Source organism: Desulfomonilia bacterium (genome assembly GCA_036567785.1).
Taxonomy (GTDB): domain Bacteria; phylum Desulfobacterota; class Desulfomonilia; order UBA1062; family UBA1062; genus DATCTV01.
In genome coordinates, this window is the sequence record DATCTV010000054.1 from 1 (window position 1) to 17966 (window position 17966).

Here is a 17966-nt window from a genome sequence, read left to right on the forward strand (position 1 = left end):
CGACCAAATAAGCTCCATCAGCCATTCACTCAACCGCAATGCAGTTGAAATAGCCTGACAATGTACGTTTACAGCCAATTTATATCAAAAGAAAAACCTATGTGAAAGTTACAGTCTCCTCAAACGCAAAATGTGGGTTTATAAGTTCATCATTATGCGTGTCCTTTTCGATTACCTTCAGGAAAAAGTATGATCCGTTTCTGCACGGCACTGAAACCTGCCAGATGTCGGAAGTCTCTTCATCTGAGAAAGATTTTTCTGCCGCTACTTCGCCTTTATTGGTTATAATCTCAAGGCTGGATATTGGTTCGTCATCTTTGACCATGATTGTGAGCAGAATGGAATCATCATCAGTTATAACCGTTGAACCCATCCACGTATCACCTGACTTGAATATGACCCTCATGTTTGTATCGTCAGTCGCGTACGTCCGTCTTTCCTTAAAAGCCGCGAAGAGAGCTTCCCTTGTAAGGTCAGGGGCGATTATAACCGTCCTGTGTGAATTGATATGAAGCACATGGTTGTCCTGGTTTGCCGCTGGCCCCAGCTTCCAGCCCTTGTCCAGTGCGAGTATATAATTGGGCAGGTAATCGTTGGTATAGATGCCGTCATCCTTGTTGCCGGTTTCCATAAGCACGAAATTATCTGCGACTGTTTCATCATATTCAAATTGATTGAACATTTTTTCTTCCCTGCCGGGATGATTGAACTGTGCAATGGCATTTTTCCGGTCAATCCATGAGTAAATGCTTGGTGCCAGGCAGGGGAGGACCGGATCAAACGGTGTAATCAGGAAGTCTGTATAACAAGGCGTATCGAAGATGCATATATGTCCATAGGCGGGATTGCTCCATTCAAAGCCCCTGATAGCTACAAACTCGCCATCGGCATTGGCATCGTCGGCGGCTTTGCCTATCTCTTTCCAGGCCTTGTCATTGAGCCAGTATTTTGGTTTGAGGTTGATGTCCAGCCAAACGTCATGGTCTGTTACCGCACAGAAATCAAGGCCGAGGTCTTTTGCATAGGCAAATGAATCGGCCGGGGTATAACCCTTAACCTCGGGCCAGGAATAATTTGTATGTCCATGAAGGTTTCCGTAATAAATACTCATTTCTCCGAGAAGGCTCTCTTCTGTTATGGGTGTTTTCCGACTGTCATCATTTGTCTGTTCGTCGGAAGTATTCACCGGTTCTTCACTGCCAGAACTGGAGCAGGCACAGAACAAAAGCGCGAAAAGAATGGCGGTGAAAATATAAAGCCTCATCTTCATGAAAGCCTCCTGCGGTCTTCGTCTTAATTATATATGCACACCGGGTGCCAAGCGTAAGTAGCTGAAAAGGTTTCCGAAATTGGTGATAATGGAAAGAATATGCCCATAATTCAGGCAAATTAATGGCAAATTATTACATCTCGAAACGACTGATTAAATTATTGTCTTCAGGTGTGTGGCGGGGCGCTTTTGTTTAAGCCGCCCCGCATAACTTGTAAGATTAAACCGCTTCGATAGAGAGCGCCATTCCCTGGCCGCCTCCTATGCACAGTGATGCAAGGCCGAGCGATATATTTCTTCGCCTCATTTCGTGCATAAGCGCAACAATGATTCGCGCGCCCGTGCAGCCGATCGGGTGGCCGATTGAGATTCCAGAACCGTTTACATTGCAGATATCCTCGGATATGCCCAGTTCGCTGATGCAGGCAATTGCCTGGGAAGCAAAGGCCTCGTTAAGTTCGAAGAGGCCGTAGTCTTTAATGGATGTACCCGTGATCCTCAAGAGTTTGCGGATTGCAGGAATGGGTCCGAGTCCCATGTAAGCCGGATCGAGTCCGCCGGTTGCGTAGCCTTTGATTCTTGCAAGCGGTTTCAGTCCCATGGCTTTGGCCTTGTCTTCATCCATAAGCAGGCATGCCGCCGCGGCGTCATTGATGCCCGATGCATTTCCTGCTGTAACCGTGCCGTCTTTTTTAAATACCGTTGCCAGCTTGCCCATTTTTTCAAGTGTGGTTTCCATTGGCCTTTCGTCTATGTCGAATATTTTGGGGTCGCCCTTTTTCTGGGGGATTACCACAGGAATTATCTCGTCTTTCAGAATACCGCTCTTGATTGCGGCAAGGGCCCTGTTGTGGCTTGCAAGCCCCAGCCTGTCCTGCTCGGCCCGGCTGATACCGTATTTTTCAGCGATATTTTCAGCGGTGATGCCCATATGGTATCCGTAAAAAATCTCAAAAAGGCCGTCAAAGACCATCAGGTCCGTGATCTTGCCGAAGGGCATGTCCATGCGGTATCCCCAGCGTGCCTTGGGCATTGCATACGGGACATCGCTCATATTTTCCATGCCGCCTGCAATAATCGCCGATGCGTCTCCGGCCTTGATCGCCGCTGCGCCCAGTGCTATCGCCTTCATGCCGGATGCGCATACCTTGCTAACCGTAAAAGCGGTCGTTTCCTTCGGAAGACCGGCCATGATCATGGCCTGCCTTGCAGTGTTCTGGCCCTGTCCCGCATAGAGAACATTGCCCATGATAACCTCGTCAATGACTATATCATTGCCGTTTTCGAATCCGGCATATTTTTTTTCAATTTCGCTGAGGCCCTGCCCCTTGAGCTTGTCCGGGGCGTCAGCTTCTGCGTCTGCCGAAACAGCCGGTTTTAGGCCGATTTTTTCCAGCGCACCTTTTATTACGAGTGCACCGAGCTCTTTGACCGGGATATCTTTCAGTGTGCCGCCGAATGCTCCGACTGCTGTCCTTACACCGCTTACCAAGACCACATTTGCCATACAACCCTCCTTGAAAAACTTTCTTTTTTATGTTTTTTCAGAGAGGAAGTATCACATAAACACTATTTAATGGCAAGAATTCATAATTCATTTTTCTGCAGGGTCATACCGCCTGCAACAGGACTGTTCCCGGCCAATCAGGTGTGATATAAATAAAAGAATATTCCAAGCGAGGGGGGAGTTATGGCAGATCTCATAACAGGTGAAGGAAAAATAAGGTTCGGATTTTATGATGAGCCCGTTGACAACATAAACTATGCAGATTATGCGCTGGAAACGCCCATGGATATAAAGGTGCCCAGGCTGCTGAAAAAATTTCTTGTTAACCAGTTTCATTTTTCAGGAATAATAGGCCCGGAAGTAATAGTGGGAATGGCCGTGGTCGATCTCAAGTACATTGCCAATGGGTTTCTGTATGTATACGACCGGAAGACGAAAACCCTTGTTGAAACAAATAAGATCACACCCTTCGGAATAGGCGGCACCATTATCCCGACTGCCAGGAGCTATGACAGCTCGTTTTCATCGGGCGGCCTTGATATTGCAGTAACATCTTTCAGGATGATGGCCAGTGCGCCAGAAATAAACCTCGATATAAAAATTACAAAACCCACTGAACCTTTGCGGCTATGCACACGCACAGGTTACCGGGGATGGGTGTACATGGAGAAAACGACGCCGATACCTGTTTCGGGCAAGGTCACGTGTAAAGGAAAGACATATGAGATATCATCGCCAGATTATATGGGACTTATGGACTGGACGACAGGCACCATGCGCCGTGATACATACTGGGAATGGGCAGCGACCGCGACAACGTTGCCTGACGGAAGGCCATTCGGGCTCAATCTCTGCTGCGGGGTGAACGATACAAGCTTTACCGAAAACGCCTTCTGGCTTGATGGCGCCAGGACAAAGGTCGATACCGTCAATTTCGAATTCGATAATCATGACTTGCACAAGCCCTGGAGGATTACATCCTATGACAAAAGGGTGGCCCTTACATTCAATCCTGAAGGCATGCGCGGGGAGAAGCTTAATGCCGTGCTCGTCAAATCGAAATTCTCGCAGTTCATGGGGACGTTTGAAGGAACGCTCAGAACGGAAAGCGGAGAGATCCTTGAAATAAGAGATATACCTGGGTGGGCGGAGGATCATTATGCCAAATGGTAAATATACAGTATAGGGCGTTATAATTTTGCATACCTTTGTCGCTTCCTAGGCTCGTCACTGCGGCGTACGTCAATGTACGCCTCATTCCTCGCCGTCGTCGCTTCGCGGTCTGCTTTGTTATAACGCCCTATACAGCTTTCGCCGTTGATACCGGGCTTAATAACAATTGAGCATTCATTTTTTGTGACGATTGTTCAAGTTTCCATCACGTGGGATACTGTTGATTGCTGTAAAAACCGCTTTTAGTGCATATCTTCGGCAGAAGCATATAGTTTTTCAGCAATCAAAAAATGAAGATTTCTTTTGGTGATAACACCAGAAATAGGTTGCGCTACGGAGTGGTGTCAGCTGATTTGATTTGTTAAAGTTTGTTTTTATTTTCTAATTCTATTTCTACTGAAACTTCCTTTAGTTTAGAAATAAATTCTGTTCGCTCAGCAAACACATAATAATACCACTTGTTATCAGTATGTTGAATATATTTTTGTTTTGCTGTTTTTATTCCTATGCTTTTAAGATAATTATATGTATATTCTGCGGTTGTTTTCTCATTATCGTTAAATATTCTTACCGCTACCTTGGGAATACTTTCATATAAATAGTCTGCGCCATAAGAAAAACTCCCATCTTTGTACCATCCTGTTGTAGGTATTTCATAATCCTTCATTTTTTATTCCTTTAACGACCAAAATCACTCGCTGCTACCACAGCGGAGCTAGCTACTAAAAAATACCACTGGACGTGACGCGGAGCAAGCGCAGACGCATAGCAACACGCTGGTAGCAGTCGGGTGGATTTTATGGTAAGGCGAAATTTTCCAATAAATCGGTAATCCAATTTTTTATGACTTTAAAGCCAGGGTCAGAAATTCTAGTGAATGAATTTAGCATATTTATACCTATTTCTGATTTATTACTAGATTCTATGTCTGTCACATTTGAAGAAGAAATAATTGATACTAATGCTTTTGATAATTCTTTTATGGAGTAGAGAACTCGAGAAATGTATAGAGCCGCATATTTATCAAAAAATGCTATGTTCTCATTGAACATGATAATTTTTTCATTATCTATTTTTTTGTCTAACTGACTGTTATAAATTTGAAATAGAATGCCATCCTGAGGGCCATTAAAAACTATAGTAGAAGCTCCATAATGCACAATATCATCTCTTACACTTCTCATATTCATAAACCAAGATGAAGCGTATTTAATAATGCTTTCAATACTGCTATCAATACGAGAAGAATTTTTATTTGTCCATTCACACAACTTTCTAAATGAGTCTGGCAATTGCCCGCCATTGGGCAACAATAGTCCTATTGTTTGGGCAACATAATCCATTATTGAGCGTATCTCGGTATGAAAATGCTCAATATCAACACTTACATAACGATGCCAAGAGACATAAATTTCTTTTTTTTCAAGGGCAATGCTTTTTAACCATTCAATTCGCTCAATTATAATTCCAATATTTTTAAAATCTCTGTTGATTTTTTTAATGTAGGAATAAACTTTCTTATATTTCTCATCTTTATCTTCTAATTTTTCAATAAAAATTGCCAGTTGAACTTCTTTAAATTGAGTTTGCAGAAAAGATTCGCCCCCATCATCATTGAACAACAGCGCTACTTCTTCAAGTATTTTTTGAATGTCTGTTTCCATATTTACCCTCTATGTATTAGCCTAACAATTAATATACCCAATGACCTTTTTCGCAGTATTTTATTAAATAATACTTTTACTAACAGTAAATGAAAAGAGAAAATATGTCATAAAATCAGCAGATATCTAGTCTGACCACCGGGTATTTTATGAAAATAAAGACATAAAGCCCAGCGGATATATTATGGATAAATTGTCCGATGTAATCAGAACCGACATTCTTCCCGAGTTTCAAACCTTTCTTTTGGAGAAGAAACTAGTGCCGGAAAGGAATGTTTTCTTTTATGCCTTGCGGGCAAGTAAATATTTCACCAAGCAGTTGAACAGGTAAATAAATTAAGGAGTACATAGCGTCATAACTTTGCAGACCGCGAAGCGACGGCGGCGAGGAACAAGGCGTACATTGACGTACGCCGTAGTGACGAGCCAAGGAAGCGACAAAGGTATGCAAGGTTATGACGTTATGTACCCGTGCGTGACCATTGAATGCCACTCCTTGTATCTGATCGAGAGGATCAGGAAGTCTCTTTCATTGTCGACGTCAAGTGCGGCGCCGCCCTGAGAGGTTTCGACTATCTTGACCTGGGCGTCGAGTATCCCGGATAGAAGGCTTTCAAGCTCAGCCCTTGTAACCGGATAGCTGGTCAGTTTTGCCAGAGGCTTAAGCCCTATCGAGGAGAGTCCGGTCGATATCTGGAGCAGCAGATAGAGCCATAATGTCCTTCCGATATGCCTGGGCCCCAGTTTTACGATCTCTCCTATGGAGCGGATGATGTTCAGCAGCTCTTTCTGGTAGCGATATTCATATACCTTGAGCGCAAGCTCTATGCCGTATTTGAGCTTGAACGGTTTTGCCATGTGCATGTTGTTCTGGCGGAAATTTCCATCCCTGACATGAAAGGTCGCCATCTTGATGCCGGGCTTGCCTTTCCTGGGTTCAAAACGCTTCAGTATGGTCTCAGATGTGATGCCGGCGCAATAATCATATATGGACATGTCACATTTTTTTATGAACTCTTTCAATTCATTTACAGTCAGCAGCGGGATGTCGCCGGCCAGGCCGAGTACGGCCTTTTCCCTGTAATTATTTGAAATATTTTCTGTCAGGATTCCGGTATCGCGATATTCGGGAATGGTCTGAAGAAAAGCCTCCCAGCAATTTTCCATAAGGTTCCGCCGCTGCTCGATTATCCGGACATCAAGATCGCCTATTACTGCCTCGAACTTTTTCTTCGGACCGACTACTACAATCTGCCCGATTTCATCGCAGGACTTGAGTGTTTCGACGATGTGCCTGATGATGGGTTTTCCATCGACTTCCAGCAGGGCCTTGTTTTTCCTGAACACCTTCTTTGAGGCCCTTCCATCCCCGGCGGCTACAATGCAATCAACTATCATGAGAAACCTCCTGAGAGATATAAGCAGAAATATATCTTCTCTTATGCCAAGGTCAAGACGGGCTTCTACACTGCCAGTTTATTCAATATGGACAAGAGAAGCTTCCAGAAGTTGCCGACGCTTTCAATCCTCACCCTCTCAAAAGGCGAATGGGCATGCTCAATGGTCGGGCCGAGCGAGATGGTTTCAATGCCAGGGATCTTGTCCGCTATCACTCCGCATTCAAGGCCCGCATGGATTACTCTGACCTCGGGCTCCCTGCCGAACAGTTCCAGATGGGCCTCTTTGCAGACCCTGAGTATGCCGGAATCAAAATCGGGAATCCATGCGGGATAATCGTGATCGAAGGTGATCTTTGCACCTGCCAGTCTTCCGATTGATGCTATTCTGCCCGCAAGTTCCTCCATCGCCTCTTTATGGATGCTTCTCTGCATGGTTTTGACCGTGACGTGGCCTTCTTCTGTTCTTACAACACCAAGGCTTGTTGATGTCTTGATCATGCCATGAGGGACATCAACAGCCTCAACGCCTGAGGGGATTGCGTTCAGGGCCTCGATTATTGCTGAGGTCTGTTTTACGGAAATCACATCTTCCGGCATGGGTGCATCCTCAAATGTTATTGCGAGTCCTTCATCGATTCCTTTGAGCATTGTCCTGTATTTTCCGAAAAATTCTTCTGCATGCGCTTTCAGTTTTTTCAGTCTTGAAGGAGTAGCTGCTATCAGCGCTTCCGCCTCTCTCGGTATCGAGTTGCGCAGGTTGCCGCCTGATATTGAGGACAATCTGAATGCGATTCCGGATGAGGCCAGAAGGCCCGCCATGATCTTTATCGCATTGCCCCTGCCTTCGTGGATGTCCGTTCCCGAATGTCCGCCTTTGAGACCCTTGACCTTTACGGTTACGGCCTGAAGTCCTCCGGGGGTCTTGACTCTTTTGATACCGAATTTCAGATCTGTTTCTCTGCCGCCTGCGCATCCGATGTACAGGATTCCGTCTTCCTCCGAATCAAGGTTGATGAGTGTCCTGCCGTGAATGAGCGACGCATCCATTTTGACCGCGCCGGTCAGCCCTGTCTCTTCGTCAATTGTAAAGAGAAGTTCAAGCCCGGGATGAGTGAGCGAGAAATCCTCCATTATGGCGAGCATTGCCGCGCAGGCAATGCCGTTATCGGCGCCGAGCGTCGTTCCGCAAGCCTGTACCCATTCTCCGTCCCGGACCAGTCTGATCGGGTCCTTTTCAAAGTCATGCTCGGTATCCTTGTTTTTCTCGCAGATCATATCCAGGTGGGCCTGGAGGATTACGGTTTTGTCATTTGCACTGCCCATGGCAGGTTTATAGACGACCACGTTTCCAGCCGGGTCAGTTTTATAGTCAAGGCCGTATTCTTGTGCCTTGGCTATGACGAAATCCCTTGACTGTGCCTCGTTTTTGGAATTCCTCGGGATTGCCGAGAGCTGGACGAAACTCTGCCAGAGCGACTTTGGTTCAAGGCTGCTTACCGTATCCATTAATTTACCCCCCGATTGCTTTTTTCAATGTCCTGGTTTCAAAGAAGGATTTCAATGTCTGATGTGGTATTGATGTTGGAAAATATCCTTAACGGATCCCCGAATTTATTTATAGATAAATTTCCTATATATTCCGTATTCATCTGTTCGATGAGATTCAATATCTTGAATCTGTTCTTTTCCAGCAGCGTTTTTATGACCGGGATTGCGGCTTTTGAATAGATTGCATGCAGAGGCTCAATGCCCTTTGACAGTCTCGGTATTATTATGTCCGCCTTTTCCTTGAGTCCGGCCATATAACTGATAAGTTTCATATTGAGATTTGGCATGTCCGCAGCGAATATAAAGCAGTAAGGATTGGCTGATGAGACTAGCGCCGTATATATTCCACCGAGCGGCCCACATCCTGGAATGATGTCGGAAACAGTCTTATATCCTGCAATCTCCTGCCTGAAATGGCCGACAAGGATTATTTCCGAAAACAGGGGGTTCAGCACGGAAACGACCTTTTCCACCAGCATGACGCCGTCAAGAGGCTCTATCACCTTGTCGCGGCCGAAGCGGCGGGATTTCCCGCCGATCAGTACCGCTGCTGTTATATCCGGAAGTATGCCCTGTTCAATCAAAGGCTAAATCCACTTCAATATGCCAGCGAATACGATCAGCATGACCGCGTTCAATGCGAACATGCCGCCGATCACTCTGATCTGTGTTTTTGGCTGCCAGTCATAACAGTACATCGCTACTACCCAGAAAGGGATATATACAGTAATGAAGACGGTCAGTGCGCCCCACCATGGATAAACCCAAACAAAGCAGGGCGTCTTTACAAGGAATATCTCGAATATCGAAAAGAAGGCTGCATTAAAGAGGGCTATTAAAAGCCTGTTATTGATGCCTAATATTTTTGCCTTGGGGTCTTCAGGCAGGATTTTGCTGAATATGAGGCCTGCTATTGAAAACATCAGACTCAATTCGACCCCGACGCCAATAAGCAGCAGAAAGGCAGTGCCCGTCGGGACCGTCCACAAAGCATGACCGGTAAAATGCTGAATAAGTGCGTTTACGATTTCCACAAACCAGTGGACCATGTAAAGTGAGAGCCCTGCCGCAATACCCTTCCAGTTCTTTTTCTCTATCTCATTGAAATAGACATAAAAAACCAGAGCAAGAAGAGTTATCACATACCACTGAAAAGGCTGGCCGCTCCTCAGGATGCTCAATGCCTGATCTGTCGCCTGGGGGTTGTTAAGCATAATTTGCCTCCTTCATTTTATTTCTTTATGGAGATGCCTATTATCAATAAACTTGTTCGCGTCGTCAATTGAACAAATGGTTATATTAAAGCTTGCTGAGTAAAACCACACTGTGTTAACGGATTCCTATGCAAAACAGCCTAAAGCATGTCGCAATAATAATGGACGGCAATGGCAGATGGGCACAGAAACGGGGGCTCCCCAGACTATCAGGCCATGAGGCCGGCGCCAGGGCGACCAGAAAGATTGTCGAGCTTGCCAAAGAACGCGGGATAAAATATCTAAGCATTTATGCCTTTTCATCCGAGAACTGGCAACGACCTATTGAAGAGGTTGAGGGATTATGGCAGCTGCTTGACCGTTTTATTGACGAGGAAGTTGGAAGGCTCAGGGAAACAGGGGTCAATTTCAATGTTATCGGTGATGTATCAAGACTTTCCGGCAGGCTCCAGACAAAAATAAGAAATACAATTGATCTTACAAAAGAAAACTCTGATGTCTTTCTCACAATCGCGCTAAGCTACGGCGGCAGGGATGAGATTTTAAGGGCGGTCAGGGCAATTGTTAAAGACGGTGTCGCACCCGAAGATGAAGAGGCCTTTAAAAGATATCTTGATACAAGTGAAATCCCTGACCCGGATTTATTGATAAGAACAGGTGGAGAATGGCGCATAAGCAATTTCATGCTCTGGCAGATCGCCTATACCGAAATATACTTCACGGATATTCTATGGCCTGATTTTGACGGTGCTGCGCTCGATAATGCAATTGCATGGTTTACTTCAAGGCAGCGCCGCTATGGAATGACAAGCGAACAGATCGAGGAAAAATAATGATCACAAGACTCTTAAGCGCCCTGGTTCTGATTATTGTTCTGGCCTTGCCGGTTGCATTCGGCCCCGCATGGGTGGTGCTTGTGTTTGCGATGATCGTCGTACCCTGGTGCGCATTCGAACTCATGAAGGCGACATTGTCTAAAACCGCACACGTCCTGGGCTACATCCTGATGGTGGGAACCGAGGGATTACTTTGGTATGCACATAAGGGAGACTTCATGCTGCTCTTCATGGTCAGCACATGCACTGCTCTATCGATAATTATTGCAGGACTCTACCTTTACGAAAAAGGATGGGCGACAGGCAGGGATGTTGCCATAGCCCTTTCAGGGCTTGTATATCCGTCAGGGCTTTGCTGCTTCGTTGTGATGCTCAGGTACGCGCCTGACGGCAGGTTCTGGATGATATTCGCCATTGTATGCACATTTATTGCCGACGGCGGTGCATATTTCGCCGGGAGGTCTCTTGGCAGGCACAAGCTCAGCCCGAACCTGAGCCCAGAGAAGACGATCGAAGGCCTTGCAGGAGGCATAGCGGCAAGCATGGTGTTCGGCTTAATTTTTGCCCTATGCTATACAAAAATCTCAGAACTGACGACGGTGTGGGAGCCCTTGATAAGGACGTATCCCGTATGGCTTTACATAGTGCTGGGGTTAGCGGCAGCGCTTCTAGGCCTTGCCGGAGACCTGAACGCATCAATGTACAAAAGGGAATTCGCGATCAAGAACTTCGGCAACGTCATCCCCGGGCACGGTGGCATGCTCGACAGAATGGACAGCGGTATAACGGTGGGCGCCGCTCTCTACATAATTCTGAGCTTCATAATCTGAGATGGAAATGATCGTACAGATTGCATATGCCGAAATATACTTCACGAATATTCTGCGGCCTGATTTTGACGGTGCAGCACTCGATAATGAAATTGCATGGTTTACATCTCGGCGGCGCCGTAACTGAATGACATGCAAACAGGTTGAGGGTAAATAATGATCAAAAGACTTTTAAGCGCCCTGGTTCTTGTTATTGTTCTGGCCCTGCCAGTGGTATTCGGCCCGGCATGGGTTCTCCTTCTCTTTGCCATGATTGTAATACCATGGTGCGTATATGAACTTATGCATGCAACTCTTTCAAAAAGCGCTTCCGTCCTCGGTTATATCCTGATGGCGGGTACCGTTGGCTGTTTATGGTATTCGTATCAGGCTGATTTCTTCCTGCTGTATGTTATCATGGCAGGGATTACTCTGAGCATTATTATTGCTGGACTTTACCTTTTCGAGAAAAAGATGGCGACAGGCAGGGATGTCGCGTTGGCTCTCTCGGGAATTATCTATCCCATCGGGCTTTTTACTTTCTGGGTACTTTTAAGGAATGCCCCGGATGGTAGGTTCTGGATGATATTCGGGCTTTTATGCACATTCATTGCCGACGGCGGGGCATATTTTGCCGGGAAGTATCTTGGAAAGCATAAGCTGTCTCCACGGCTGAGTCCTAAAAAAACAGTCGAGGGGCTGATCGGGGGCATTGCTGCAAGCGTGATATTCGGGCTGCTATTGGGGCTGGGCTATGACAAGATAACGGATTCAGTCTCCATTATGGAGCCTTTCATAAGAACTTATCCGGCGGGTCTCTTCATCCTGCTTGGTTTTGTAATCGCACTGCTTGATCTGGCAGGCGATCTCACAGCATCCATGTTCAAGCGCGAGTTCGGAATCAAGGATTTCGGCAATATCATCCCGGGACACGGAGGCATGCTTGACCGTATGGACGGTGTCATACCTGTCGGAGCGGCTTTATACATTATTCTTAGCTTCATTAATTGAGGTTGAATATGGAAAAAGTCATAATCCTTGGATCTACAGGTTCCATAGGAAATTCTGCACTTGATGTGATCAGGTCTAATCCTGACAGATACAAGGTTATCGGTCTGTGTGCCAGAAAAAGCTCGATTCAACTTGCAGAGCAGGCGCGGTTTTTCGGTGTTGAAGATATTGCCATTACCGATGAGACGACAGATGCAGGCGAGAAACACATAATCAAGGGACGCGATGCCGCGATAAATCTCATCAGGAAATTGTCTCCCGATATTGTTGTAAACGGAATATCCGGGGCGGCGGGTTTTCTTCCCACCCTTGAAGCCTTGAAGAAAGGTGTGAAACTCGCACTGGCAAACAAGGAATCCCTTGTGGTGGGGGGAAAGTTTGTAAAAGCCACAGCAAAGAAATACGGGGCGAAGATCATCCCGGTTGATTCCGAACATTCAGCCATTTTCCAGTGTCTTCAGGGAGAAAGAAAAGAAGACGTTGAAAAGATAATCCTGACAGCCTCCGGCGGACCTTTCAAGGACAGGCCCAGAGAAACATTCGCATCGGTCACTCCGGAAGAGGCGCTGAAGCACCCGACCTGGAACATGGGTCCGAGAATCACCATAGACTCTGCAACAATGGTAAACAAGGCCCTTGAGATCATTGAGGCGAGCTGGCTTTTCGACATGCCAGGCGAGAAGATAGATGTCTGGATACATCCTGCGAGCATAGTCCATTCGATCGTGCAGTTCAGAGACTCCAGCTTCAAGGCGCAGGTTGGCATTCCTGATATGAGGGTCCCCATTGCCTATGCCCTTTCATGGCCTGAAAGGCTTCTGCTGGATCTCCCGCGCTTTGATTTCCATGATATGATGTCCCTTGAATTTTCCAAACCCGAAGAGGGCAAGTTCAGGGCGCTTCGCCTTGCTCATGATGCCCTTAAAAAACCGGATACACTGCCGTGCGTAATGAATGCTGCAGATGAGGTTGCTGTCGATGAGTTTCTGAAGAGGAACTTATCATTTGACAGGATACCAATTATAATCGAAAGAACAATGGATAAACTCTCTGGAGAGAAGGCTGATACAATCGAAGAACTTATCGAACTCGACAGGAAGTCAAGAATAACAGCAAAGGAAATGATATGATAACAACAATTGTGGCATTTATTATTCTGCTCGGAATATTGATATTTTTCCACGAACTCGGCCATTTCCTTGTTGCCAAGGCGAGCGGCGTAATGGTTCTGAAATTTTCACTTGGCTTCGGTCCTTCAATTATAAAAAAGAAGATTGGCGAAACTGAATACATGATTTCCGCACTGCCGCTTGGGGGCTATGTAAAGATGCTCGGTGAGGGCAAGCAGAACGGCGAAGAGATGATCATGCCTGTTGATCCTTCACGTTCCTTTGAGGCAAAGCCTCTTAGAATCAAGGCGGCGATTGTTGCCGCAGGGCCGGCCTTCAACCTTGTTCTTGCTTTTTTCATATATGTCCTTGTTTCATGGATCGGCATACCCACGCTTTCACCGGTAATAGGTGAGGTTCAGGAAAAGACCCCCGCATATGACGCCGGACTGATGAAAGGGGATAAGATAGTCTTAATCAATTCCAGTCCAGTGAAGGAGTGGGAAGATATCCCTTCAATCATGTCGAATAATCAGACAGGGAAGCTTAACATTGTAATTGAGCGGAACGGCACCCAGTTCAAAGTGGAGGTCAGGCCCAAAATAGTCAGTGCCAAAAACTTGTTCGGAGAAAACATCAACCGTCCTTTAATAGGCATATCTCCTTCGGGTGAGACATTTATAACAAGATACGGCCCGATATCGGGACTTGGCTACGGCATAAATCAATGCTGGTGGGTTGTAAAAATGACAGGCATTGCATTTTCCAAGATTATTGAAGGGACAGTCCCGATCAAGGAAAGTCTTGGCGGGCCTATCATGATTGCGCAGGTCTCAGGTAAATCATTCAAGGCAGGTCTGCTGCCTTTTCTTGGCCTCATTGCATTTATCAGCATAAATCTGGCCATAATAAACATCCTGCCAATACCCGTACTTGACGGCGGGTATATACTGATATTTCTGATAGAAGGCATAATAAGAAGACCGCTCAAAGACAAACCGAAAGAGATTGCCCAGCAGATAGGGCTTTTTATTCTTATACTCCTGATGCTGTTCGCCTTTTACAATGATATCGCCAGGATAATCGCAGGCAAGTAAGCATGTATATCCTTGCAATTGACACCTCGACCGACATCTGTTCGGTGGCTGTTCTCAGAGATGAAGAACTCCTTGAAGAAACAAGCCGGAAGGTGAAGGCCGGCCATTCGGGCACGGTCCTGAATCTCATCGACGAGGTGCTGAAAAATTCAGGCCTTAATAAAAAAGATATCAATCTGATTGCAACCGGCCTCGGCCCGGGGTCGTTCACGGGCATCCGAATCGGTATTGCCACAGCCAAAGGTCTGGCTGCAGCTCTGAACTGTGAAGTCAGGGGTGTTGTTACACTGGATGCCGTTGCAGCGAATGTGCCCAAGACCGACAGGCATATAATGCCTGTACTGGACGCCAGAAAGGGTGAAATTTTCTGTGCTTTGTATGATAAAGACAGACATAGACTATCGCCTCAGGTCAATATCGAACCGTCTCAGGTCAAAGACATGATATCCGGGCCGACACTTTTTACAGGAAACGCCATAGCTCTTTACGATGAGGTATTCAGCAACAGCCTTGGAAGCCTGTATCAGGCCGCAGATAAAGATCTGTGGTATCCAAGGGCTGCGGTTATAGGAAAGCTTGCTCTCAACCCGTCTTTTGCGGTTAAGGATATCAGTCCCGTTTATATCCGTGCCTCAGATGCGACCCTGCTTTTGAAAAGGATATCACCTGAATCCTGATTAAGCTTTTTATTGACGCCGTCGCTTTAAAAAGGATACCATCCGGTTTGCCTCAATCGATATTAATACTGCCAGGAGGTGTCTAGTGTATAAGGATTTATCAGGGAAAACAGCTCTTGTAACAGGTTCGGGAAAAAAAACCGGAATAGGTTATGCAATTGCCGAGAAACTTGCCTCAAACGGCGCAAACATCATCATTGCAGACATGGGGGCGCTTGCCGGCGCGCAAGGTGAAGTGAGTACCGGCACAGGTAATGAAATGGCAGCCATTGTATCCGAACTTAAAGAACGTTTTAACGTGGATGCGATGTCTGTGGACGTAGATGTGACAAACAACGGTACGATTGCTGCAATGGCAGAGGCTGTAAAGGTCAGATTCGGCAGGGTCGATGTCCTTGTAAATAACGCTGGTGCCTCGTTCGGTGTGCCGAATTCATTCCTCTATTATGATGAGGCGGCATGGATGAAAACGATAGACGTCAATCTTCACGGCCCCTTCAGGGTTTCAAGGGCGATAATTCCCATGATGCCGCCCGGGTCGAGCATTATCAACATGTCCTCACGCGCAGGAAAGGTCCCTCCGTTATTCAACGGAGCTTATGCCGTTGCAAAATCCGGCCTTATCATGCAGACAAAGGTGATGGCGAAAGAGCTTGCGCCGAATATCCGCGTTAATGCAATAGCCCCGGGTCAGATCGGCACGGAACTCGAGCACTGGAGATTCGGTCTGGAGGCAAAGTTCTTCAATACAACGATCGAGGACAGAAGGCAGGAGATGATAAAAACCATACCGATGGCGAGAATAGGAGATCCGGCTGATGTGGCTAATCTGGCGGCATTTCTGGCGTCATCCGAGTCATCGTATATAACCGGTCAGGCCATAAACATGACCGGCGGGCAGCTGATGGAGCTGTAAAAAAGAAAATTAAAAAGAAATTAAGGAGGAAGAATAATGGAAACAGTAATCGGCGGAAAGCTTGCTGCAGATGCGCTTATCGATCTTGGGATAGAATATATCTTCACGATCTCGGGGGGACATATCACACCCATCTACCAATACCTTGAAGGTTCGAACGTAAAGCTGTTCGATACGCGCCATGAGCAGGCTGCGTGCTTTATGGCAGAGGCAGTGGGACGTCTGACAAAGAAGCCGGGAATTGCAATGGTAACGGCAGGCCCCGGTTTTACTAATACACTCTCGGCAATTGCCAATGCGAAGCTTGCAAACTCTCCGATGGTACTTATTTCAGGCTGTGTCGGCATAGAAAGCTGCGAGAAACTGGACCTGCAGGATATGAGACAATTCCCAGTCATTGAGCCGATAGTAAAAAAGGCGTTTTTGTGCCAGAGGGCGGAGCGCATCCCTGAATTCATAGACATGGCATACCGTACCGCGATTACCGGAAGACCCGGACCCGTTTACCTTGAGCTGCCTGTAGACGTGCTCAACACGCCAGTGAGCATGGACAGGGTTAAAAAGACAAAAACCATTCCCATGTCCAGACCTGTCGATCTTGAGAAGACTCCAAAACTGATTGAAATGATACTTGCCTCCGAAAGACCGCTGATCATAGCCGGAAGCGGGGCATGGTATTCTGGAGCGGAGGATGAATTAAAGGCATTTGCCGAAATGACAGGCATCCCTGTAATGACGGTCAATGCAGGCAGGGGGGTTCTGCCCGACACGCACGAACTATGCTTTGAAGGCTCTCTTGCAATCAGACCGGGGGCTGCATTCATGGCGAACGCATCAGCGGATCTCGTCATACTTTTAGGTTCAAGGATAAGCCTCTATTATCTGTTCGGCGATGTCTTCCCTGCAACGGCCAAAATGGTGCACGTTGATATCGAAGCGGAGGAGATCGGCCGAAACCGCTCGATCGATCTGGGCATTGTCAGCGATGTCAAGGCCTTCCTGGGCGAATGCACCAAGGTTATCGGCGCCAAGGCCTTCGGACCCGGGATGCAGAAGAAATTCAGACCATGGGTTGAGACACTCAAAGAGGCTGATATCGCAGGAAAGGCAAACATGAAGGAAAACTGGGAAAGCTCAGGTGTTCCCATTCATCCCATAAGACTTATGAAAGAGCTGAATGACATCATGGACAGGGAAGATGATATCATTATAACCGATGGAGGCGATACGCAGGTCTGGATGGGTATGACCCGGACAGTGAGAAAAGCCGGACATTATATGGACAGCGGCCTGTACGGCTGCCTCGGAGTGGGCATACCTTACGCAAACGCCTCTAAGCTCCTTAATCCTGATAAAAGGGTACTGCTTGTGACAGGCGACGGTTCAGTCGGCTTTAATTTCATGGAATTCGAAACCGCAATAAGAAAATGCCTGCCCACAGTCGTAGTCATAAACAACGATCTGGGGTGGGGCATGATAAGGCATTCCCAGCAGCTCAGAATGGGACATGCAATCGCATGCGGCACCGAGATCGGTCCGATCCAGTACCAGAAGATGGTCGAGGCGATAGGAGGCCTTGGAATACTTGTTGAAAAAATTGAAGACGTAAGACCTGCAGTTGAAAAGGCTTTTGCATCGGGCAAGACCTGCTGCATAAATGTCATGACTGACCCTGCGCCGATAAGCCCTGGAAGTGTGGCGCTCGCTAACATGGGGGCGTATAAGGCTTAAATGA

At 46.7% G+C, this 17966-nt stretch carries 17 protein-coding genes; 9 read left to right on the forward strand and 8 right to left on the reverse strand.

What is annotated here, in order from left to right:
* Window positions 1-97: 97 nt before the first annotated feature.
* Both VIS94_13975 and VIS94_13980 read right to left on the reverse strand, forming a co-directional pair.
* The gene (locus tag VIS94_13975; protein HEY9162180.1) at window positions 98-1270 is read right to left on the reverse strand and encodes a CehA/McbA family metallohydrolase; all 1173 of its coding nucleotides are present in this window, start codon (window positions 1268-1270) and stop codon (window positions 98-100) included.
* A gap of 220 nt (window positions 1271-1490) precedes the next feature.
* The gene (locus VIS94_13980) at window positions 1491-2777 is read right to left on the reverse strand and encodes an acetyl-CoA C-acetyltransferase (protein HEY9162181.1); all 1287 of its coding nucleotides are present in this window, start codon (window positions 2775-2777) and stop codon (window positions 1491-1493) included.
* 183 nt (window positions 2778-2960) lie between these two features.
* Between VIS94_13980 and VIS94_13985 the strand changes: the two genes are divergently transcribed.
* Window positions 2961-3950, forward strand: a complete 990-nt coding sequence (locus VIS94_13985) for a DUF2804 domain-containing protein (protein HEY9162182.1) — start codon at window positions 2961-2963, stop codon at window positions 3948-3950.
* Between the two features lie 361 nt (window positions 3951-4311).
* Here VIS94_13985 and VIS94_13990 read toward each other — a convergent pair whose 3' ends face one another.
* From VIS94_13990 to VIS94_14015, 6 genes are all read right to left on the reverse strand, one after another.
* Window positions 4312-4617 (reverse strand): hypothetical protein, encoded by a 306-nt coding sequence (locus VIS94_13990; protein HEY9162183.1) that lies wholly within the window; start codon window positions 4615-4617, stop codon window positions 4312-4314.
* 130 nt (window positions 4618-4747) lie between these two features.
* Window positions 4748-5614: a hypothetical protein gene (locus VIS94_13995; protein ID HEY9162184.1), complete on the reverse strand. Its 867-nt coding sequence runs from the start codon at window positions 5612-5614 to the stop codon at window positions 4748-4750.
* A gap of 453 nt (window positions 5615-6067) precedes the next feature.
* A complete protein-coding gene (locus VIS94_14000) occupies window positions 6068-7012 on the reverse strand; it encodes a nucleotidyltransferase family protein (GenBank protein ID HEY9162185.1) in 945 nt (314 codons plus the stop codon).
* A gap of 65 nt (window positions 7013-7077) precedes the next feature.
* Window positions 7078-8520, reverse strand: coding sequence for an aminoacyl-histidine dipeptidase (locus VIS94_14005; GenBank protein ID HEY9162186.1), 1443 nt, complete (start codon window positions 8518-8520; stop codon window positions 7078-7080).
* Window positions 8521-8558: 38 nt separating this feature from the next.
* Window positions 8559-9146 (reverse strand): molybdenum cofactor guanylyltransferase, encoded by a 588-nt coding sequence (locus VIS94_14010; protein HEY9162187.1) that lies wholly within the window; start codon window positions 9144-9146, stop codon window positions 8559-8561.
* A gap of 3 nt (window positions 9147-9149) precedes the next feature.
* Window positions 9150-9776 carry a hypothetical protein gene (locus VIS94_14015; protein ID HEY9162188.1) on the reverse strand — a complete coding sequence of 209 codons (627 nt, stop codon included), beginning with the start codon at window positions 9774-9776 and terminating at the stop codon, window positions 9150-9152.
* Between the two features lie 128 nt (window positions 9777-9904).
* Here VIS94_14015 and uppS point away from each other — a divergent pair, with 128 nt between their 5' ends.
* The 8 genes from uppS (at window position 9905) to VIS94_14055 (ending at window position 17962) form a co-directional block, all read left to right on the forward strand.
* A complete protein-coding gene (uppS, locus tag VIS94_14020) occupies window positions 9905-10609 on the forward strand; it encodes a polyprenyl diphosphate synthase (GenBank protein ID HEY9162189.1) in 705 nt (234 codons plus the stop codon).
* Complete coding sequence (locus VIS94_14025) at window positions 10609-11442, forward strand: phosphatidate cytidylyltransferase (protein ID HEY9162190.1); 834 nt, start codon at window positions 10609-10611, stop codon at window positions 11440-11442. The genes uppS and VIS94_14025 overlap by 1 nt, the downstream gene beginning before the upstream one ends.
* Window positions 11443-11598: 156 nt before the next feature.
* Window positions 11599-12432 (forward strand): phosphatidate cytidylyltransferase, encoded by an 834-nt coding sequence (locus tag VIS94_14030; protein HEY9162191.1) that lies wholly within the window; start codon window positions 11599-11601, stop codon window positions 12430-12432.
* Between the two features lie 8 nt (window positions 12433-12440).
* On the forward strand, window positions 12441-13562 hold the full coding sequence (gene dxr, locus VIS94_14035; protein HEY9162192.1) for a 1-deoxy-D-xylulose-5-phosphate reductoisomerase: 1122 nt from the start codon (window positions 12441-12443) through the stop codon (window positions 13560-13562).
* Window positions 13559-14638 carry an RIP metalloprotease RseP gene (rseP, locus tag VIS94_14040; GenBank protein HEY9162193.1) on the forward strand — a complete coding sequence of 360 codons (1080 nt, stop codon included), beginning with the start codon at window positions 13559-13561 and terminating at the stop codon, window positions 14636-14638. Before dxr ends, rseP begins: the two co-directional genes overlap by 4 nt.
* A gap of 2 nt (window positions 14639-14640) precedes the next feature.
* The gene (gene tsaB / locus VIS94_14045) at window positions 14641-15315 is read left to right on the forward strand and encodes a tRNA (adenosine(37)-N6)-threonylcarbamoyltransferase complex dimerization subunit type 1 TsaB (GenBank protein ID HEY9162194.1); all 675 of its coding nucleotides are present in this window, start codon (window positions 14641-14643) and stop codon (window positions 15313-15315) included.
* Window positions 15316-15400: 85 nt separating this feature from the next.
* Complete coding sequence (locus VIS94_14050; GenBank protein HEY9162195.1) at window positions 15401-16231, forward strand: SDR family oxidoreductase; 831 nt, start codon at window positions 15401-15403, stop codon at window positions 16229-16231.
* A gap of 36 nt (window positions 16232-16267) precedes the next feature.
* Window positions 16268-17962, forward strand: a complete 1695-nt coding sequence (locus tag VIS94_14055; GenBank protein HEY9162196.1) for a thiamine pyrophosphate-binding protein — start codon at window positions 16268-16270, stop codon at window positions 17960-17962.
* Window positions 17963-17966 lie beyond the last annotated feature (4 nt).